General features: G+C 70.2%; 14 protein-coding genes. 6 read left to right on the top strand and 8 right to left on the bottom strand.

Annotated features, from left to right (window positions below):
* Positions 1–74 precede the first annotated feature (74 nt).
* Entirely contained in the window at positions 75–2,759 is a 2,685-nt protein-coding gene (locus RT456_RS00745) for an autotransporter outer membrane beta-barrel domain-containing protein (RefSeq protein ID WP_313341155.1), read from the top strand.
* 77 nt (positions 2,760–2,836) lie between these two features.
* On the opposite strand, the gene RT456_RS00740 is transcribed toward RT456_RS00745, so the two are convergent.
* Together RT456_RS00740 and RT456_RS00735 are read right to left on the bottom strand one after the other, a co-directional pair.
* Positions 2,837–3,142 (bottom strand): DUF3817 domain-containing protein, encoded by a 306-nt coding sequence (locus RT456_RS00740; protein WP_313341887.1) that lies wholly within the window; start codon positions 3,140–3,142, stop codon positions 2,837–2,839.
* Between the two features lie 86 nt (positions 3,143–3,228).
* Positions 3,229–3,990, bottom strand: a complete 762-nt coding sequence (locus RT456_RS00735; RefSeq protein WP_313341152.1) for an SDR family oxidoreductase — start codon at positions 3,988–3,990, stop codon at positions 3,229–3,231.
* 98 nt (positions 3,991–4,088) lie between these two features.
* Here RT456_RS00735 and RT456_RS00730 point away from each other — a divergent pair, with 98 nt between their 5' ends.
* From RT456_RS00730 to RT456_RS00715, 4 genes are all read left to right on the top strand, one after another.
* Positions 4,089–4,997: a LysR family transcriptional regulator gene (locus RT456_RS00730; RefSeq protein WP_313341149.1), complete on the top strand. Its 909-nt coding sequence runs from the start codon at positions 4,089–4,091 to the stop codon at positions 4,995–4,997.
* A 130-nt stretch (positions 4,998–5,127) separates the two neighbouring features.
* A complete protein-coding gene (locus RT456_RS00725) occupies positions 5,128–5,904 on the top strand; it encodes a DeoR/GlpR family DNA-binding transcription regulator (protein ID WP_313341146.1) in 777 nt (258 codons plus the stop codon).
* 10 nt (positions 5,905–5,914) lie between these two features.
* On the top strand, positions 5,915–7,060 hold the full coding sequence (locus RT456_RS00720) for an MFS transporter (RefSeq protein ID WP_313341143.1): 1,146 nt from the start codon (positions 5,915–5,917) through the stop codon (positions 7,058–7,060).
* Positions 7,061–7,148: 88 nt separating this feature from the next.
* Positions 7,149–7,967 carry an isocitrate lyase/phosphoenolpyruvate mutase family protein gene (locus tag RT456_RS00715; RefSeq protein WP_313341140.1) on the top strand — a complete coding sequence of 273 codons (819 nt, stop codon included), beginning with the start codon at positions 7,149–7,151 and terminating at the stop codon, positions 7,965–7,967.
* Positions 7,968–7,985: 18 nt separating this feature from the next.
* On the opposite strand, the gene RT456_RS00710 is transcribed toward RT456_RS00715, so the two are convergent.
* Positions 7,986–8,903 carry a M14 family metallocarboxypeptidase gene (locus RT456_RS00710; RefSeq protein ID WP_313341137.1) on the bottom strand — a complete coding sequence of 306 codons (918 nt, stop codon included), beginning with the start codon at positions 8,901–8,903 and terminating at the stop codon, positions 7,986–7,988.
* Between the two features lie 203 nt (positions 8,904–9,106).
* Between RT456_RS00710 and RT456_RS00705 the strand changes: the two genes are divergently transcribed.
* On the top strand, positions 9,107–9,994 hold the full coding sequence (locus RT456_RS00705; protein WP_313341134.1) for a LysR family transcriptional regulator: 888 nt from the start codon (positions 9,107–9,109) through the stop codon (positions 9,992–9,994).
* Positions 9,995–10,023: 29 nt separating this feature from the next.
* Here the strand turns inward: RT456_RS00705 and RT456_RS00700 are convergent, their stop codons facing one another.
* The 5 genes from RT456_RS00700 to RT456_RS00680 form a co-directional block, all read right to left on the bottom strand.
* The gene (locus tag RT456_RS00700) at positions 10,024–11,001 is read right to left on the bottom strand and encodes a zinc-binding dehydrogenase (RefSeq protein ID WP_313341131.1); all 978 of its coding nucleotides are present in this window, start codon (positions 10,999–11,001) and stop codon (positions 10,024–10,026) included.
* A 51-nt stretch (positions 11,002–11,052) separates the two neighbouring features.
* Positions 11,053–11,829 carry a hypothetical protein gene (locus tag RT456_RS00695; RefSeq protein WP_313341128.1) on the bottom strand — a complete coding sequence of 259 codons (777 nt, stop codon included), beginning with the start codon at positions 11,827–11,829 and terminating at the stop codon, positions 11,053–11,055.
* A gap of 95 nt (positions 11,830–11,924) precedes the next feature.
* Positions 11,925–13,565 carry an MFS transporter gene (locus tag RT456_RS00690; protein WP_313341125.1) on the bottom strand — a complete coding sequence of 547 codons (1,641 nt, stop codon included), beginning with the start codon at positions 13,563–13,565 and terminating at the stop codon, positions 11,925–11,927.
* Positions 13,559–14,857, bottom strand: a complete 1,299-nt coding sequence (locus RT456_RS00685) for an alginate export family protein (protein WP_313341122.1) — start codon at positions 14,855–14,857, stop codon at positions 13,559–13,561. Before RT456_RS00685 ends, RT456_RS00690 begins: the two co-directional genes overlap by 7 nt.
* Entirely contained in the window at positions 14,836–16,689 is a 1,854-nt protein-coding gene (locus RT456_RS00680) for an amidohydrolase (RefSeq protein WP_313341119.1), read from the bottom strand. Before RT456_RS00680 ends, RT456_RS00685 begins: the two co-directional genes overlap by 22 nt.
* Positions 16,690–16,713: the final 24 nt, after the last annotated feature.

Here is a 16,713-nt window from a genome sequence, read left to right as displayed (position 1 = left end):
GCCCGGGGCCTTGGTACTGCGTTGTGGTGCTACGGGGGTCTACCGGTCCACCTGTTCCGTTACGGAGTCCTGCCATGAACCTCACGTCCACGTGCGGCCATCGCCGCGTGCTGTCCACCGCCATCGCCGTGACCCTCGCCGCGCTGCCGCTGGCCGCCAGCGCAGGCTCACTGACCGGCCCCGGCAGCACCCACACCATCCATCCCGGCGACGCACGTGAGCTGTGGACGGTGGAGGACGGTGCCGAGCTCACCATCGCCCCCGGCGGCGCCACCGGCGGCGTCCAGGTCGACAACGCCCGCGTGATCGGTACCGGCGTGGACATGACCGGGCTGTTTGGCATCCGCGTCGCCAACGGCGGCGAGGCCACCCTCAACGGCGGGCAGATGGTGTTCACCTCCAGTGCCAGCGATGCGGGCGGTGTGTCGTCCGGCAGTCGCATGCGCATCGACGCGATGACCGTCACTTCAGCCGGTCGCGGCTTCGCCGCCACCGGTGCAGGCAGCGAACTGATCCTGGGCAACACCCTCCTCAGCACCGGCGGCGAAGCGCTGCAGGTCAGCGATGGCGCCCGGCTGGTGCTCGACACGGTCACCGCAAGCTCGGACGGCAGTGCCGGCGGCGCCCTCGGCTATGCGCTGGATATGGACGGCGGCCGCGCGGAGGTCACCAACAGCACGCTGTCCGGCACGACGGCCGGCATCCGCATGGACGACGGCACCCTGTTATTGACCGGCTCCACCGTGCAGTCCAGCCGCACCGGGCTGATCCTGAGCGGCACCCCGAACGGCAGTCCGTCCTCGCCCGTCGCCGAGGTGTTCGACTCCAGCATCCTCGCGGCCAACGGGGCCACGCTGGGCCGCAATGCCACGCTGACCGCCTCGGGTACGCGTATCCGGGGTGACGCCAGCCTCGGCGGCGGCACCGCCAGCGGGATCGGCGTGGATCTCACCGATGGCCGCTTCACCGCCCTCCAGGGCAGCAGCATCGAAGGCAGCACCAGCGCGATACGCCTGGCCGGCAGTGCGGCCGGCACCAATGCCGTCGACATCAGCGCCTCCAACGTGCGGTCCGACATCGGGCCGGCGATCAGCATGCAGCTGGGCGGAAACGCCAACATCACCGTGCGCGACGGCGCGCGCGTGGAAGGCGGCAACGGCGTCGCGCTGGATGTGGGTGCGCTGGCTACCGCCAATCTGGACGTGGCCGGTTCACAGATCGTCGGCGACATCGTCGGGCGGACCCAGGGCACCAACAACCGTGCGACGGTGAATGTGAGTCTCACCGACGGCGCCACGCTGCGCGGGGCCATCGTCAACGGCACGGACGTGCAGCTGGACGGCGCCGGCTGGCTGCTGACCGGCGACAGTTCGATGCAACAGCTCACTGTGGGCGGTGGCTCGGTCATCGAGTTCGGCGACGGCACCGCCTTCCACACGCTGCAGGTCACCGGCGACTACACCGGCGCAGGCGGCACCCTGGTGTTCAACACGGTGCTGGCCGGCGATGACGCCGCGTCGGACACGCTGGTCATCGGCGGCGACAGCAGCGGCCAGACCAACGTCAGGGTCAACAACGTGGGCGGCGTCGGCGCACTGACCAGCCAGGGCATCGAGCTGATCGATGTCGCCGGTGCGTCCAACGGCACCTTCGATCTGAGCGGGCGCGCGGTCGGCGGCATCTACGAGTACTTCCTGTTCAAGGACGCCGGCAATGGCAACTGGTACCTGCGCTCCGCGCTGGAGCAGGTGCCCAGCCTGCCCGACCAGTGCGTCATCGACCCGCAGCTGCCGCAGTGCGTGGACCCGCCGACCCCGGACCCCGAGCCGGTTCCGGTGCTGCGCCCCGAACCGGGCGCCTACCTGGCCAACCTGCAGGCCGCCGAGGGCATGTTCCGGCTCGGCTATCACGAGCGCGAGGCCGGCCAGAACGGCGGCCGCGCGTGGGCCCGCGTGGATGGCTCGCGCAACCGCTTCGACGCCGACAGCCGCCAGCTCGACGTGCACGGCAGCAGCCAGGCGCTGAGCGTGGGCACCGCATTGCTGCGCACGCCGCAGGGCAGCGGTGTGGGCGTGATGCTTTCCAGCGGCAACGCCAGCAGGACCTCGACCAGCGAGCTCACCGGCTACGCGGCACGCGGCAAGGTCCGCGGCACCGCGCTGGGCGTCTACGGCACCTGGCGTGCCGGCGGCAACGGCGACCCCTACGGCGGCTTCTACCTGGACGGCTCGCTGCAGCACGCCCGCTTCAGCAACCGGGTGGAAGGCACCGCACTGGCCACCGAACGCTACGACAGCCGCGCGTGGCAGGGCGCGCTGGAAGTGGGTCATGCCTTCCGCATCGGCCGTTCGGGCAGCGCCAGCATGCTGTTCGTGGAGCCGCAGCTGCAGGTCGGGTACACCCGCTGGAATGACGTGCAGCACCGCGAACAGAACGGCACGGTGATGACCAGCGACGACGCCAACGGCGTCTTCGGCCGGGTCGGTGTGCGTGTCTCCGGGGTGACCCGCTGGGAGGGCTCGGCCGCACGCGTGCAGCCGTATATCGCGGCCCATTGGCTGCGCACCGGTGCGGATGCGCGCGTGCTCATGGACGATGAGCGTGTCGATGCGCGCATCCCGCGCGACCGCGCCGAAGTGAGCGCGGGCGCATCGATCACCTTCGCCGGCGGCCTCGGCGCCTGGGCCGGCCTGGCGCTGCAGCAGGGCCAGGGTTATCGACAGCGCACCGCGCAGCTGGGAATGAGCTATGAATGGTGACAGGAGAGCAGCCACGCAGGGCGTGGCTCTCCCCTGCGCCGTCGTGCCAGTCCCTGCCTGGCCACGCATGCAGCGGGTCAGCGGGCGGACAACAACCCGCGCCGCTTGAACCACCATTCCAGCGGCAAGGTCACCAGCGGCGGCACGGCGGCGAGCAGTGCCAGCCCTGCGGCCCACCACGGCCAACGCAGTTTCACCGCCGCCAGCACGGTGACCACCACGTAGACCATGAAGGCCACGCCGTGCACCGGCCCGAACAGCGCCACGCCGGCGGTGGTCGGCACCGCCGCGTGGTACTTCCAGTACATGCCGACCAGCAGGCCGGCCCAGGTGAACGCTTCAAACAGGGCTACAACAGCAAATACACGACCCATCGGATGCATCGGAACAGTAGCGCGCAAGACGATCTCGGCAACGGCGGCAAGACCGGCCATCATACCGGCTTGCCGCGAATGCAACGCGTTCGCAGTCAGACGAACATGCCGCCCGATGCTTCCACCCGCTGCGCGTTGATCCACCGAGTCTGCGGTGACAGCAGGGCCACCACCACCGGGCCGATGTCATCCGGTTTGCCGGCGCGGCCCAACGCGGTGTTGCCCGCCACCATCGCGTTGATCTTCTCGTCGTCGCGCACGTGCCCACCGCCGAAATCCGTTTCGATCGCGCCCGGCGCCAGCGTGTTGGCGCTGATACCGCGCGCACCCAGTTCCTTAGCCAGGTAACGGCTGAAGACCTCAATGCCGCCCTTCATCATCGCGTAGGCGGAACTGCCGGGCAGCGAGAAGCGCGCCAGGCCGCTGGAGACGTTGAGGATGCGGCCGCCATCGGCCAGCAGCGGCAGCAGCGCCTGGGTCAGGAAGAACGGCCCTTTCAGATGCACGGCCACCAGGTGGTCGAACTGTGCCGGGGTGGTGTCGGCGATGCTGGCGTAAAGGCCCTCTCCTGCATTGTTGAGCAGCCCCTGCAGCGCCGTTTCGCCCCAGGCCTGCAGCTGCGCCTGCACCGCCGCTGCGAACGCGGCGAAGCCGTTGCTGTCGGCCATGTCCAGCGGCAGTGCCGCCGCACGCCGGCCCAGTGCCTCAATCGCGGCGACAACCTCGTTGGCGGCGTCGGCCTGGTTGCGGTACGTCAGGATGATGTCGGCGCCATCGGCGGCCAGCGCCAGTGCCGCGTTGCGGCCCAGGCCACGGCTGCCGCCGGTGATCAGTACGGTACGGTGGGAAGCGGTCATGTCGGTCTCCTTGAGGGCGTGGAAGCAGACTATTGATATTGCGGCTCCGCATAAATCGCGCGATCCTGATTTGACTGTCCAACCAGAGCGAACAATCGATGGATCGGCTCGACCAGCTGCGCAGCTTCCTGCGCGTTGCAGAACTGGGCTCCTTCACGGCCGCCGCCGACCAGCTCGGCCTGCCCAAGGCCAGCGTATCGCTGGCCGTGCAGCGGTTGGAAGCCGAGGTGGGCGTGCAGCTCCTGCATCGCACCACGCGGCGGGTACGGCTCAGCGCCGACGGCGCCCAGTTCCAGCAGCGCGCCCGCGACCTCCTCGATGACATGGAAGAGCTGCAGGGCATGTTCCGCCGCGACACCGGCCAGCTCAAGGGCCGCCTGCGCGTGGACATGTCCAGCGGCCTGGCCCGCCAGCTGGTGGTTCCGCACCTGCCGGTGTTCCTGGCCCAGCATCCGGAACTGGAGATCGAGCTGAGCGGCACCGACCGCCGCGTCGACCTGGTCCGCGAGGGCTTCGACTGCGTGGTGCGGGTCGGCCCGCTGGACGACAACACCCTGGTGGCGCGCCCGCTGGGCGTGATGCACATCGTCAACTGTGCCAGCCCGGGCTACCTCGCGGTGCACGGCGTGCCGCAGACACTGGACGACCTGGCGACGCACGCACTGGTCCACTACGTGGGCACGCTGGGCCAGCGCTCGCCGGGCTTCGAGTACCACGATGGCGAGGCCTACCGCCGCCTGCCGATGCGTGGCGCGGTCACGGTCAACAGCGGCGAGGCCTACAGCGCGGCGGCGCTGGCCGGGCTGGGCATCATCCAGGTCCCGCGCCTGGGCGCGCGCCGGGCACTGGCCACGGGGGAGCTGGTGCAGGTGCTGCCGCAGTGCGTGGCCGAGCCCATGCCGGTCACGCTGCTGTACGCGCAGCGCCGCCATCTGCCGCGCCGGGTGGCGGCGTTCATGGACTGGATCGCGGCGCTCTTGGTGCCTGAGCTGCAGCGTCCGGACTGAGGGTCGTGCACGCGCATGCACGTTAATGCATGTTTGTGCGCATATCGGGTAGACTTCGGCCCGATCCGCTGCGTATTCGCGCCTGTATGTGCATGAATACCCGGCCACGGCCCCCTACCGAGACCCGCCCATGACACCCGACACCCTGCCTGGGGAACGCCAACAGACCATCCTCCGCCTGCTGCGCGAACAGGGGCGGGTGTTCTCGGCGCAGTTGGCGCTGCAGATGGCCGTCTCCGAAGACTCCATCCGCCGCGACCTGCGCGATCTGGCCGGCCAGGGGCTGTGCCGCAAGGTGCACGGTGGCGCGCTGCCGGCCGCGCCGGACTTCCCGCCCCTGCCCGCGCGGCACGCACAGCAGGCCGCGCAGAAACGCGCACTGGCTGCCGCGGCGGTGGCGCAGGTGCGTCCGGGCAACTGCATCCTGCTCGATGCCGGGTCCACCAACAGCGCCATTGCCGCCTGCCTGCCGCAGCAGCAGGGCCTGCATGTGATCACCAACGCACCGGACATCGCGCTGGCGCTGATGGCCCGTGGCGGGATCGAGGTCAGCCTGATCGGCGGGCGGCTGGACCCGCGTGCGGGCGCCTGCATCGGCGCGCAGGCCCTGGAAGCGGTGAGCGGCCTGCGTGCCGACCTGTGCTTCATCGGCACCTGTGCGGTGGATGCGGAAGCAGGCCTGTGGGCCATCGATGGCGAAGAGGCCCCTCTCAAGCGCGCCCTGCTGGCAGCGAGCAGCCGCTGCATTGCGGTGGCCACCAACGACAAACTCGGCACGCAGGCAGCGTACCGCGTGGTCGGCGCCGAGCAGATCGACCTGCTCGTGATCGAACACGATGCTCCCGATGCGCAGGTGCAGGCCTTCCAGCGCCGCGGCATCGACATCCAGCGCGCTGCGCCGTACTGAGGTTGCCACGATGACCGTCACCGCCTTGCCTGCCCGCGCCGCCCGCGCCGAACAGCACGCCACCCGCGCCGCCTTCTTCCTGCCCGGCTTTGCCACCGCGGCATGGGCGCCGCTGGTGCCGTTCGCCAAGACCCGCACCGGCCTGGACGAGGGCACGCTGGGCCTGGTGCTGCTGTGCCTGGGGGCCGGCTCGCTGCTGGCCATGCCACTGGCCGGTATTCTCGCGGCCCGCCATGGCTGCCGCGCGGTGATGATCGTCACCCTGCTGATGGTGATGGCCAGCCTGCCGCTGCTCGCCATTGCGCCCTCGCCCTGGACGCTGGGGCTGGCCCTGTTCGTGTTCGGCGCGGGGGTAGGCGCCTGCGACTGCACGATGAACATCCAGGCGGTAATGGTCGAGCGCGACAGCGGGCGCCCGATGATGTCCGGCTTCCACGCGTTCTACAGCATCGGCGGTGCGGTCGGCGCCGCGGCCATGACCGTGTTGCTGTCACTGCGGTTGCCACCGCTGTGGGTGTGCGTGCTCGCGTCGATCACGATGGTCGTGGTGTTGGCGGTATCGGTGCCGTACTGGCGGCGCGACCGCGCACCGAGCGGCGCCCCGTTGTTCGCGGTACCGCATGGCGTGGTGCTGGCCATCGGCGTGCTGTGCTTCGTCGCCTTCCTCGCCGAAGGCGCCATGCTCGACTGGAGCGCGGTGTTCCTGCACGAGGTGCAGCAGGTACCGCCCGATCGCGCCGGGCTGGGCTTCATGACCTTCGCCATCGCCATGACCGTGACCCGCCTCGTTGGCGACGGCGTGGTGGCGAAACTGGGCCGCCTGCGCGCGATCCTGCTCGGCAGCATCGTCGCCGCCGCCGGCTTCGGCATCGCCACCTTCGCCAGCGCGCTGCTGCCGGCACTGGCGGGCTACGCGCTGATCGGCCTGGGCTGCGCCAACATCGTGCCGGCGCTGTTCTCCATGGCCGGCAACCAGAAGGCGATGCCGGAAAGCCTCGCCATCCCGGCGATCACCACCCTGGGGTATGCCGGGGTGTTGGCCGGGCCGGCGTTGATCGGGTTCGTCGCGCAGGGCAGCAGCCTGGTCGTCGCCTTTTGTGCGGTCGCTGCGGCGTTGCTGCTGGTGGGCGTGAGCGCGCGGTGGGTCCGCGCGTGACACGGCGGCCGACAGCGTAGAGCCACGCCCTGCGTGGCTGCGGTAAACCGCCTACGATGCCACCACGCTCCCGAGGGAAGGCCACCCCATGTCCGATGATCTCAACCACCGCCGCGCCGCCTTCCGCGCCCTGCACGCCGATGGCTGCTTCGTGCTGCCCAATCCCTGGGACATCGGCAGCGCCCGCTACCTGCATGGCCTGGGCTTCAAGGCCCTCGCCAGCACCAGTTCGGGCGCGGCGTGGAGCCTCGGACGCGCGGATGGCCAGCTGTCGCTGGACGAGACCCTCGCCCACCTGCGCGACCTGGTGGCGGCAACACCGCTGCCGGTGAACGCCGACGTCGGCGATGGCTTCGGCACCGATGGCGCTGGCGTGGAAGACGCGGTGGCGCGTGCCATCACGACCGGTGTCGCCGGCATCTCCATCGAAGACGCCAGCGGCGATCCGCTACATCCGCTGCGGCCGCTGGACGACGCCGTATCCCGCATGCGCGCCGCCCGCGCCGCGATCGACCGCTCCGGCGAAGACGTGCTGCTGATCGGGCGCGCCGAGAACTTCTTCGTCGGCCGGCCCGACCTGGACGACACGATCACGCGCCTGCGTGCCTACGCCCAGGCAGGCGCAGACTGCCTGTATGCGCCAGGCATCAGCACCCGCGAACAGATCGAGGCCGTCGTCGCCGCCGTCGCGCCGAAGCCGGTGAACCTGCTGGTCGGCGGCGCAGTACCGTTCACGCTGCAGGACATCGCCGCGATGGGGGTGCGCCGGGTCAGCGTCGGCGGCGCCATGGCGCGCACCGCCTGGGGCGGCCTGATGCGCGCCGCGCAACAGATCCACGACGAAGGCCGCTTCGACGGCTTCGCCGATGCGGCCAGCGGCGCCGTGCTGAACCAGCTGTTCCGCTGACGGCCCGCTCCGGTTGGATCAGTGCGCCAGCGCGTACTCGATCGCCGCGCACACCGCCGCTACCTGCGCATCGTTGCACTGCTGCGGCGTGGCGCGCGGGCTGTCCGGGTACACCTCGGTGGTGGTGGTGTAGGTCGCGCCGGTAATGCTGGCGCACAGCCCCAGCTTCTTCAGCGGATACTCGATCACGCCCGGGGCGACCACCGGCGAGCCGATGATCTCGTTGCTGTCGTCGGCGGGTGCGATATGCGTCACCTGCTCCACCGCGGCATTGACCGCCTGCTGGAACGCCGGCTGCGGGTTCTCGCTGTCGTCCACCAGATAGAAGCCGTCCGGAATGCCGCCCGGCTCGAACGGCTTGCCATCGCGCGCGGCCAGTGCCGGGCGGAATTCGCTCTCGTCGCTGTCGGTGGTCTCATGCAGGTCGATATGCATGCGCATGCCCTCGCGCAGCGGTGCCACCAGCGCCATCAGTGCCGCCGATTCCTGCGCCGGGCTGTCGGCCACGAACGAGCGGTTCGGGTCGATCGCATCGGCATTCCAGCGCTGGATGCGCTCATAGCCCCAGGGGCTCACGCACGGCGCCACCAGCACGTTGGCGCGGCCGGCGTAGTCCGCCGCGCGGGTCGCCAGGAACTGCAGCGCGCCTTCCACGCCGCTGGTTTCGTAGCCGTGCACGCCACCGGTGACCAGCACCGACGGCAACGCCGGGTCCCAGTCACGGCTGCGCACGGCGAACAGCGGATAGCGGTCCGGCGCGTAGTCGAGCGTGCCGTACTGCACCACGTCGAACCGGTCGCGCAGTGCCTCCAGCACCGGCAGCACATCGTCGGCATAACGCCGCACCGGTACCTGACGCGCCCGCCATTCCGCCTTCTCGGCCGCGCCCCAGGGCTGGCCCGGGGTACCGATGGGATAGAAGCGGGTGTCGTTCATGGCAGGGCTCGCGGTTGTCTCGGAAGAACCCCGATTTTAGCCTGTACGCGCGTGCCACGTTGCCTCGCAGCGCCCGGCGCCAGGGAGCAAGGTGACAGGGATCCTGCCGCCATCGGCTGTTGAGGGTTCACCGCTTGAGTTCATCAATGGCGCGCGCCCATGATGTGGGTGCATGACTGCCATGCGTCCCCTGCCCCCGCCCGATGGCACGCGAGAACTTCAACGACCTGCAGGTCTTCGTCACGGTGGCGCGCGAGCGCAGCTTTACCCGCGCCGCCGCGCAACTGGGCGTCTCCCAGTCCGCGCTGAGCCATACCGTGCGCGGACTGGAGGAACGACTGGGGGTACGGCTGCTGACACGGACCACCCGCAGCGTGTCGATGACCGAGGCCGGTGAACGCCTGTACGAGAGCGTGGGGCCACGGCTGGAAGAGATCGAGCTGGAGCTGGCCGCCATCGCCGAGTACCGCGACCATCCGGCCGGCACCATCCGCATCACCAGCTCCGAACACGTGGCCAACGCGATCGTCTGGCCACGGTTGGCGGCCGTGCTGCCGCGCTACCCCGACCTGAAGGTCGAGCTCACCGTGGACTACGGGCTGGCCGACATCGTGGCGCAGCGCTATGACATCGGCATCCGGCTCGGCGACCGCGTGGCGCAGGACATGATCGCGGTGCCGATCAGCGGACCGCAGCGCATGGCGATCGTCGCCAGCCCCGGCTACTTCAAGCACCACACCGCGCCGCGGGTACCGGCGGACCTGGCCGCGCACGACTGCATCGGCCTGCGCCTGCCCACCCACGGGGGCCTGATGGTGTGGGATCTGCACAAGGACGGCCAGAACGTCAACGTGCGCGTGGACGGGCAATGGACGTTCAACAGCAGCGTGGCCATCCACCGCGCCGCGCTGGCCGGCGCGGGCCTGGCCTACCTGCTGGAGGAGATGGTGCTGGAAGACATCGCCGCCGGCCGCCTGCATCGGGTCATGGCGGACTGGTGCGATGTCTTTGCCGGCTTCCACGCCTACTACCCGAGCCGTCGCCAGTCCTCCAGCGCGCTGCGCGTGGTCATCGAGGCGCTCCGAGGGTAGCGGCGCATCCTGCACGCCGCACGCGCTCCTTACGGGCGAAGCAGTACCTTGCCGTTGCGGCCGGGTTGCAGGCTGGACTTGGCCGCCTCGGCGATCTGGTCCAGGCCGAACACCCCGTCCACCGGCAGGTTCAGGCCACCTGCCGCCGCGAGCTTCAGCAGTTCGCCGACCAGCCGGCGCTTGTCGTCCGGCGCCATCGCCTGGCTGACCTTGCTGCCCCAGAAGCCCTTCACCGTGGCCTGTTTGAAGATCACGTCGCCGGAGCTGAGCTGCATCGGCTCGCCGGTCATCGAGCCGAACGACACCAGCGTGCCGCCGTCGGCGAGCAGGGTCATCAGCTCGCTGCTGGCGCGGCCGCCAACCGAATCCACCGCCGCGACAATCGCGCCCGAACCCACCCGGGCCTGCACCTGCGCCATCCAGTCCGGCTGCGCGGTGGACACGGTGGTGTCGATCCCCAGCGCCTCCATTTCCGCCACGCCGGCATCGCGGCGCACCAGGTTGAGACAGTGCACGCCACGGGCCTTGGCCAGCATCGCCAGCGCCTTGCCGACCGCGCCGTTGGCCGCGTTCTGCAGGATCCACTGGCCCGGTTCCACCCGCAGGAATTCGAGCAGCATCAGCGCGCTCAGCGGCATGGCGATCAACTGTGCGGCGGTGTCGTCATCGATGCTGTCCGGCATCGGAATCACCATGCGCGCCGGGGCGATGAAGTGCTCGGCCCAGGTGCCGTGCACCGACGCGGCGCTCACGCGCTGGCCGATCTGCAGGCCACTGACACCCTCGCCCACCGCGTCGATCACGCCGGTTCCCTCACTGCCACCGATCGCCGGCAGCGTGGGCTTGTAGCCGTACTGGCCGCGCACCGTCCACAGGTCATGGTTGTGGATGGGCGCCAGCACGGTGCGGATCCGCACCTCGCCTGCAGCGGGTTCCGGGGTGGGCATCTCGCCGCCGTGCAGGACCACGGTGGGGTCACCAAACTGCTCATGCAATGCAACGCGCATGGGGGGTCTCCTTCTACGAATACAGACTGCGCCGGCCGCAACCGGCAGGATTCAACGGCGGTGGCGGTGTGCGGCGACCACGCCCGGCCGCGGCGTACGCCAGGCACGCGCGCGCAGCAGCAGGGTCTGCAGCACCAGCAGCGCGGCGATGGCCACCGCCAGCACGGCCACGGTATCGGCCCCCGGCAGGCGCCAGTCCGACTGCTTTACGTACACGCCGGCCAGCGCCCACACCACCGCCGCCGGATAGGCGAAGTGGCCGCGCAGCCGGTAGTTCATGGTCCAGGCCAGCAGCGTGGCCAGCGCCAGCAGCACCAGGCTCCACGCGAGCATGTTGCCGGTGGGCAGCCACTGATAGGCCACGATCACCTGGGCGGTGTTGAGGAAGGCGGCCATGGTCAGCCAGCCGGCGTGCAGGGCCAGCGGATAGGCGGCGAACGCACGTTGCCCGGCACTGGCGGTGGCCGGTGCCGCGCGCGTCGCGGCCACCAGCAGGCACAGCAGCGCCGTCCAGATGATCAGCAGCGCGGGAATGAACCATTGGTTGGAGAACACCGGCATCCACGCCGCGGTCAGCACGAAGCCGGCGGCCGCCCAACCACGCACGCGGGCGTTGTCATCGGGCTTGCGGCGGCGCAGCTGCCACAGCCCGAACAGCACGTTCCAGAGGAAGATCACGCCCCATATCGAGAACGCGTAACCGGCCGCGACCAGCAGCGTGGGGTAGCGGTCGGAGATCGCACCATTGGTCGGGCCGAACTGACCGGTCTGGGAAAACCACGCCACCGTCGGCATGGCCAATGCGGCCAACAACACGATCCAACGCATGCACCCGCTCCTGCTCAAAGAGCGCCGACGATACGCGCATTGCGGTTAAGAAGGTGGCATGGCCCGACGCGTACCGGTCCGCGCGCGCTCGGTCCTCACCCCAACGCCGCATGATCATGACCCGGGTGCAACCCGGTCAATGCCCCGCTGCCGCCCACGAAATGCCGCACGATCGGCGCGTGTTCGTTACGGTGCAATGCCCTCACCTTGTCCTGCAACGCGCGGTCTTCGGCCGTCACCCGCTCATGCTGGCGAAGGTGTTCGATCCAGGACGCGGTCACGAAATACTCCAGGTGGACGCCGGGCGTCGCCACGTCTTCGGCAACGCCCCAGATCACCGCCCCGTCGCGGCGGCGGGTCCGGCCCAGCTCACCCAGCAGGCGATGGAACGCGGCGCGGTCGCCCTCATCGATGTGGTATTCCACGGTGATCAGCACCGGGCCACGGTCATGCGTGACCGGCACCGCCAGCTCCGGTGCGGGCCAGTGACCGGTCGGGCGCAGGTCGAGGTCCTCGCTGCCGGCGATGCGGACGCGCCATACCAGCAGCCCGGCGACCACCGCGCCGATGGCGGCCGCCGTCAAGGCGAGCGGAATCGAGGTGCGCTGCGCGATGCTGCCCCAGCTGAGGCCGCCTGCCGCCATGCCCAGCGAGAACACCATGATGTACAGCGACAGCGCACGCGCGCGGACCCAGGCAGGCACCGCCGTCTGCGCCGCGATCTGCAGCGAGGAAAGCACGGTGATCCAGGCGAAGCCATTGACCAGCATGGCCAGCGGCAACAGCGCCATGTGCCGCAGCCAGGCCAGCCCGAACAGGCTCAGTGCGCAGGCCAACGTGGCCAGCAGCACCAGCAGGTCGCGGTCCAGGCGCGCCCGCAGGCTGGGCAGGACCAGCGCGCCGGTGACCGCGCCGATGCCGATGCAGCCCAACAGCAGCCCGTAGGTGCCGGCCCCACCATGCAGCTCGGCGCGGACCACCAGCGGCAGCAGCGCGGTGAGCGCGCTGGCGAAGAAGAAGAACCCGGCCGACTTGATCAGCACCGCCTGCAGGCGGCCGGCACGCAACGCGTAGCGCAGGCCGGCGCGCAGGCCCGCGCCGAAGCCCTCGGGGGGCAGGCTGGACACGTGCGCATCGGGTACCCACCGGAACAGCACCCACAGCATCGCCGCGAAGCTCAGCGCGTTGAGGCCGAACGCCCAGCCGGCGCCCAGCTGCGCCACGATCAGGCCGCCGATGGCCGGGCCGAGCGAGCGCGCGATGTTGATGCCGATGGAGTTCAGGGCCACCGCCGAGGCCAGCATCGGGCGCGGCACCAGCTCGGAAACGATGGCCGCCTGCGCGGGCATGCCCATGGCCGCGCCGCAGCCCATGGCGAAGGTCAGCGCCACCAGCAGCGGCGGAGTGAGCATCGACAGGGCCGTCAGCGTGGCCAGCGTGGCCGCCACCAGCAGCATCCAGCCCTGGGTGAACAGCAGGAAGCGGCGGCGGTCGACGATGTCGGCCAGGGTGCCGGCCACCAGGGCCAGCAGCACCACCGGCACCGTGGTGGCCGACTGCACCAGCGCCACCATCAACGGCGACCCGGTGCGCTCGGCCATGACCCACGCCGCGGCGACGTCGTTGACCCAGGTGCCGACATTGCTGCCGAGAATGGCCAGCCACATCGCGCGGAACAGCCGGATCTTCAGGGGGGACCACGCGCCGGGGGCGGCGCTCGGAGTCGTCTCTACCATTGCCATGCTCCTACTACCGATGCAAACAGGGTGTCGCGGCCGCCGGCCACACGCAGGCCGGGGCCGGCGTCGAACCAGGCCAGCTGGCCTTGCCAGGTCCAGTGGTCGCTGGCCTTCCAGCGGGTTTCCCACTTGTACTGCTGGCCGATCCGCCGCGGGGTTCCGGCCGTGCCAGGCACCGCCGAAAGCGGCGCCGGCGTGGTGTAGATGGCGTCGCTGCGCCGGTGCTTCCAGGCCAGCTGCACGCCGAGCTCGGTACTCAGGTCCGCGCGCGGCGTCAGCGTCAGGGTGGGCTGCACATCCATCAGGTTGGCCGGCGCCAGCAGGCTGGCCTCGCTGAAGTACGCCGATTTCGGGTACATCGCGTTGAAGGTGTTCAAGCGGCCATCCTGCGCGTTGCGGTCGCCACTGGCGATGTCCAGCTTCACCCCGAGCCGCGGCTGCCAGGCCACACCGGGCCAGCGCACGCCGCTGTCGCTGGCCAGGGTCCAGGCGCGGATGGCCAGGTTGCCCTGCCCGCCCGCGAGCGTGCCGCGCTGGGCCACCAGCTCGATGTTGGCGTCCCAGCGTGGCTGCAGCGCGAACCATCGCGTCCCCAGCGACGTGCGGCGCTCATCGCCCACCGCACTGGCGAAGCGTGCACCGTCGCGTCCATAGCCCAGCAGATACAGGTCCACGCCGTTGCCGGGCCGCACCGCGTGCCAGGTGGCATAGCTGCCGAGCAGGTACTGGCCGCGGTCGCCGCGGTCGTCGAACGCGCCCATGCGGTTGTCGACCGGACGCAGCGCCATCACATCGAGCTTCCAGGCGCCCTGTTGCCAGCGCCCACGCACGCCATCGAAGGCCAGCCGGATGTTGGGGCCGTCGCGTACCGACAGCAGCCGCGAACTGCCGTACGCCGCTTCCTGCCGGCCGAGCTGCCAGGACACCTGCTCGCCCTGCCAGCGCACATAGCCCTGCTGCAGGTCGAGCGCGCCACGATCGGTGCCGCCCGGTCCACCATCGCGGCCCTGCTCGGCATGTACGCCCAGCTGCACCAGGCCGTCCCAAGCACCCCGCCGCACCGCCACCGAGCTCAGTGCGCGCAGCAGCCCATAGCCGTCCTCACGCCCCTGTATCCCGAAGCGGGTCGGGTCGTAATACATGCCACGCAGGCGCAGCGAGGCATCCAGCTGCACCTCGCCACCGCCCTCCAGCGCAAGGCAGCGACCGGCCGCACCGTCCTCGCACGCCACCGCCAGTGACGGCAGCGATGCCGCCAGCCCCAGGCTCAGAACGCGAAGCACGAACATCCCAGTGCGCCCCAGAACGCGTTCGGCGCATCGGTGGGCACGGCATGCGCGGCAGCATGGCCGTGCGCATGGGTGCGGCACGCGGTTGCGCCATGCGCGTGCACATGGCCATTCGCCTGCGCGACCAGGCCGATGGCGGCACCGCCGACGTGATAGCCGCCGAAGCGGTTGACCGGCGACCAGTCCGGCATCGCCGGCGGCAGCGTGGGTGCCAGCGGACCGAACTCGCCTTCCCCATGCACGACCCGTCCGCCGACCACGGTCAGCACGCTGGTGATGTCGGCGATGGCCGCGTCGTCCACCGCGAAGAAGTCCGACGACAGCACGCAGAAGTCGGCCAGCTGGCCCACCGCCAGCGTGCCTTTGTTGGCTTCATCGCCCGAGAACCAGGCACTGCCCTGGGTCCACAGGCGCAGCGCTTCCTCGCGCTCGAGCAGGTTCTCCTCGCCATACAGCGACAGCCCGCCCACCGTGCGCCCGGTGACCAGCCACGACAGCGCCACCCACGGGTTGTAGCTCGCCACGCGGGTGGCGTCGGTGCCGGCGCCGACCGGCACGCCGGCCTGCAGCATGCGCCGCACCGGCGGGGTATGCCGGGCGGCCTCGGCGCCATAGCGCTGCACGAAGGCCTCGCCCTGGTACGCCATGCGGTGCTGGATGGCCAGGCCACCGCCCAGCGCGCGGATGCGGTCGATGTTGCGCGGGGTGATCGTCTCGGCGTGGTCGATGAACCAGTGCAGGCCGTCGAACGGGACCTCGCGGTTGACCTGCTCGTAAACATCCAGGATGCGGTCGATGCTCTCGTCGTAGGTGGCGTGGATGCGGAACGGCCAGCGCTTCTCGACCAGCAGCCTGACCACCTGTTCCAGCTCCGGCTCCATGCCCGGCGGCAGCTCCGGACGCGGCTCGTTGAACAGCTCGAAGTCGGCGGCGGAGAACACCAGCATCTCGCCGGCACCGTTGTGGCGCAGCAGATCGTCGCCCTGGCGGGGGGCCACGATCTCGCTCCAGTGCTGGAAGTCCTGCACTTCCCCGCCCTTGTTCTGGGTGAACAGGTTGTAGGCGATGCGCACGGTGAGATCGCCGTCGCGGTGCAGCTGCTCGATGACCTGGTAGTCCTCGGGGTAGTTCTGGAAGCCGCCGCCGGCGTCGATCACCGAGGTGATGCCCAGCCGGTTCAGCTCGCGCATGAAGTGCCGCGTGGAATTGGACTGGTATTCGATCGGCAGGCGCGGCCCCTTGGCCAGCGTGGCATACAGGATCAGCGCATTCGGCTTGGCCAGCAGCAGTCCGGTCGGATTGCCCAGACTGTCGCGCGCGATCTGGCCGCCGGGCGGGTCCGGGGTGTTCCTGTCGTAGCCACAGGCACGCAGTGCGGCGCGGTTGAGCAGCGCGCGGTCGTACAGGTGCAGCAGGAACACCGGCGTATCCGGCGCGATGGCATTGAGTTCGGCCAGCGTGGGCAGACGCTTCTCGACGAACTGCTCGGCGGTGAACCCACCGACCACGCGCACCCATTGCGGGGCCGGTGTGTTGTCCACCTGAGCCTTCAGCATGGCCATCGCATCGGACAGCGAACGCAGCCCGTCCCAGCGCAGCTCCAGGTTGTAGTTGAGCCCGCCACGGATGAGGTGGGTATGGCTGTCGTTGAGGCCGGGCACCAGGCGGCGGCCGGCGGCGTCGATGACGGTAGCGTCGATCAACCCGGCGCGCACCTCGGCTTCCGCGCCGATGGCGGCGATGCGGCCGTCCACCACCGCCAGCGCGTCGGCCTGCGGCACGCGCGGGTCCAGGGTGGTGATGCGGGCATTGCGGATGAGCAGCGTGGTCATGGGGGTCTCCGGGGACAGGGGCGG

The organism is Stenotrophomonas sp. (assembly GCF_032099025.1).
In the GTDB taxonomy this organism is placed as follows: domain Bacteria; phylum Pseudomonadota; class Gammaproteobacteria; order Xanthomonadales; family Xanthomonadaceae; genus Stenotrophomonas.
The sequence above is the reverse complement of the archived record's forward strand: the minus strand, read 5'-3'. Positions and strand labels throughout refer to the sequence as shown.